Here is a 3,379-nt window from a genome sequence, read left to right on the forward strand (position 1 = left end):
CGCTTGCTGCGAGTAGAATTCAACCTTACCGGAAGGGGTGCCAAAGCGCCCATCAGCGAAGGGAATGCGGCGCTCTTCGGGTATGGCCAATGGGACCCATCCTTCGCGCTGGAGCCGCTCGAGAGTGATGCCCTCCAGGAGCGGTGAGTGCGCCGCTGTCGCTTCCAATACTCCTCGAATGACAGCCTCGGGATCTTCGTGCAGCCAGGGTTCTTGGAAGCCCATCGCCTGCGCCAGCCCGCGCATCACATCCCAGTTACTGCGCGCTTCTCCCAGGGGGGCAATGGCCTGCGCGTTGTACTGGAGAGCCAGATGCCCATAGGCTTTGTGGAGATCAGTTTGCTCAAGCTGGCTGGTTGCTGGGAGCAGGATGTCTGCGTAGCGCGCTGTATCGGTTTCAAAGAGGTCGTGAACCACGACGAAGAGGTCATCACGCTTGAGACCTTCGACGATCTTGCCGGCATTGGGGGCGGAGGCCACGGGGTTAGCGTTATAGACGTAAAGGGCGTAGATAGGGGGGTCAGCCTCTCCAGTGAGTAAGGCCCCTAGACGATTCATGTTGAGGGTCCGGGGCGCAGGTGGGCACGCTGGATCGTGCTCGTGCTTAACGGCTTCGGCGTCCCATTGTAGCCAGTCGCTGGTACTATACATGACGCCTCCGCCAGCCAGCCCATACTGACCGGTCAAGGCCGGGAGACAAAGCAAGGCGCGGACGGTTTGTCCACCATTGCTATGGCGGTTGATGCCGTCAGTGACGCGCAGCATAGCCGGCGAGGTCGTGGCGTAGGTCACAGCCAGCTCCGTGATTGTCTCGACCGCCAGACCGGTGATCTCTGCCGCTCGCTCAGGCGGATACTGCATGATGCGTGCTCGTAGCTGCTCCCAGCCGACCGTATGAGCCTCAATCCAAGCTTGATTATGCAGACCCCGCGTGACGATGACATGCATCATGGCGAGGGCCAGGGCAGCATCTGTACCGGGATAGGGCTGAATATGGAGATCAGCGGAACGCGCTGTCAGAGTGCGCACGGGATCAACGACGATGACCTTGGCCCCCTGTCGTTGGGCTTGACGTAAGAAGGGCATGATATGCGGAGCCGTGCTCGCCGGGTTGCTGCCCCAAATCAGGATCAGCCGACTCTGTAGCAACATGTCCGGCGAAGGAGCCAGACGCCAGCCAATGGTAAGGCGTACGGCCTCCTCAGCAGCATAGCCGCAGATCGCCCGCTTGAGACGTGAAGCCCCCAGGCGATTCCAGAAGCGCGAATCCGCCACAGCTCCGTTGACTAATCCCAGGGTACCGGCATAGCTATAAGGCAGAATGCATTGGGCACCGTGCTCAGCAATAATTTGTCGCCAGCGCTCGCTGATTTCGGCAAAGGCTTCCTCCCAACTGATGCGTGTAAAGGAGCCGCTGCCCTTAGGTCCCTTGCGACGCTGGGGATAGAGCAGGCGCTCAGGATGATAGACACGCTCTAGATAGCGATTCACCTTGGCACAGAGCCAGCCGCGGGTGATCGGGTGATCAGCCCGCCCGCGGACACTCAGCGCTCTTCCCTGCCCGTCAACCAGGGTCTCCAAGGCGCACCCATCAGGACAGTCATGAGGACAGGCCCCATAGACCAGATGGACGGTTGCCTCCACGTTGTGTTTCTTTTCATCATCAGCAGCAGCAGAAGAGACGACCATGCGCAACAAGCTCCTCTCGCAGTCAAGAGATCGCCGGCGATTGCTTCCACCCCTGCTCTCCTTGTCTCGTTGAAGGCTGAAACGGTTGCCGGCTTATTCTTTCTCGATGCGGAAAACTAATTCTCCGGGAAAAGTGAAGCGCTCAAGCCGCCAGTTGCAATCGGCCACTAGGCTCCGAAAGCGCTCCTCATAATAGGCTGCCATTCTGCGTTTTCCGCCTCCAAGGCTCTGCCCAGGAAAGGAAACCAGTAAATAGCGAGCACGGATAGCTTGCAGGAGCCGCAAGCCAGCTTCTGGCTCGATGTGCTCTAGACACGGCAGCACTTTCAGGACAAAGGCCAGATCGACCGTGAGATTCGGTGGCGCCTGTACCACATCGCAAACCGTCGCCTCACCGGGTACCCCCAGCACCTCTAGCACTGCCTGCAGAAAGGAAGCCAGATCTTCATAGAGATCACAGGCATAGTAGTAACAGGTGCTTCCACCGGTTCTAAAGAACGGCATCCAGGGCAAAGCCAAAGGGTGGAAACCACAGGCGACATCAAGCACGCGCTTCACAGACGGTAAATCAGCTAGCAAGCGTTCATAAAAAGTCGAGAGCACAGCCAGCCGCTCACGGGTGGAGGCGTGCCAGGACATCACGCGACGGCAGACCGCGCGCAATTGCTCCTCATCGCCGCTCGCGCGCGCCAGGCGCAATTCTTCCAGCCAGCGTGCATATGGTGGCTCTCTGGCCAGATACATTCCAGCAATCTGGTGGAGCCGGCGCTTGGTCACCTTAATCGCTTCTCCTAGATCAGCACGCCGGGCTAGCTCACGAGCGCCCACATAGGCGATCGCCTCAGCAGAGAGGAAGCGATACTTACGACTGGCCCGCACTGCCTCAACCAGTTGTTTGAGCTGTTTGCTGCTCTCGCTGCTCTGCCACTCGCTCACCATGCAACAGTATTCCCAGGCGTTGCATCAATTGCGCCATAAAGCGTAGATTATGGATTGTCGCCAGGCGCAGAAAGAGGGCATCGTTGACCTTAAAGAGATGATGCAGATAGGCCAGACTATAGCGCGAGCAACAGAGACAGTCACAGAAAGCCGAGATCGGTCGTCGCTCGCGACGCAGGCGTTCATCACTAAGATAGATATAGGTTAACCAGGACCCATCAGAGTCAAGGTTACTGGTAGCAGGGTCCTCGGTAAAGCAATAGAGCCGCGCGTGGCGAGCGTCCCGCGTTGGCATAGCGCTATCAAAGAGATCGTAGCCCATACGGGCACAGGCCACGACATTTAGAGGATGGCCGATGCCCAGACCATGTAGAGGAAAGCGCGGTGGGATCAGCTCACGCGTCCAGGCCACAACCTCACTCAACAACTGCCCTTCACTGTCCAGCGGCCAGCCTCCAAAGCCAAAACCATCAAAGCCAATCTCCAGCAAGGCCTCAGCACAGGCACGGCGCAGCGCGAAATCGCCCCCACCCTGGACGACAGCGAATAGCAGCGGACGGCGCTCGGGGGACAACTTTTTCTGCTCCATCAGGCGCACAAACTCAGTCTTGCTGCGCCGTGCCCAAGCAATCGTTCGCTCAACCGACTCGCGCTGTCTGGAAGGTGGCTCATCAACGTGAGTGCAATCGTCCAGACAGATTACCACGTCGCTGCCATAGCTGCTTACCTGTAACTGAATGCTCTTCTCAGG

General features: G+C 58.5%; 3 protein-coding genes. All 3 read right to left on the reverse strand.

The window, feature by feature from the left end; all coding sequences use genetic code 11:
- Positions 1 to 1,689: molybdopterin-dependent oxidoreductase (locus IRZ24_RS18430; RefSeq protein ID WP_297167589.1), on the reverse strand; the 1,689-nt coding region annotated here is incomplete at its 3' end.
- Between the two features lie 93 nt (positions 1,690 to 1,782).
- Positions 1,783 to 2,628 carry a hypothetical protein gene (locus IRZ24_RS18435; RefSeq protein WP_297167592.1) on the reverse strand — a complete coding sequence of 282 codons (846 nt, stop codon included), beginning with the start codon at positions 2,626 to 2,628 and terminating at the stop codon, positions 1,783 to 1,785.
- On the reverse strand, positions 2,573 to 3,379 hold an 807-nt coding region (locus IRZ24_RS18440; protein WP_297167596.1), incomplete at its 5' end, for a tRNA guanosine(34) transglycosylase Tgt. The genes IRZ24_RS18440 and IRZ24_RS18435, both read right to left, overlap by 56 nt.

Source organism: Thermogemmatispora sp., from assembly GCF_019683755.1.
GTDB lineage: Bacteria > Chloroflexota > Ktedonobacteria > Ktedonobacterales > Ktedonobacteraceae > Thermogemmatispora.

Bases quoted from the DNA above. Each gene is read 5' to 3' on its own strand.
- IRZ24_RS18435 (WP_297167592.1), bottom strand. From the start codon at position 2,628: ATGGTGAGCGAGTGGCAGAGCAGCGAGAGCAGCAAACAGCTCAAACAA.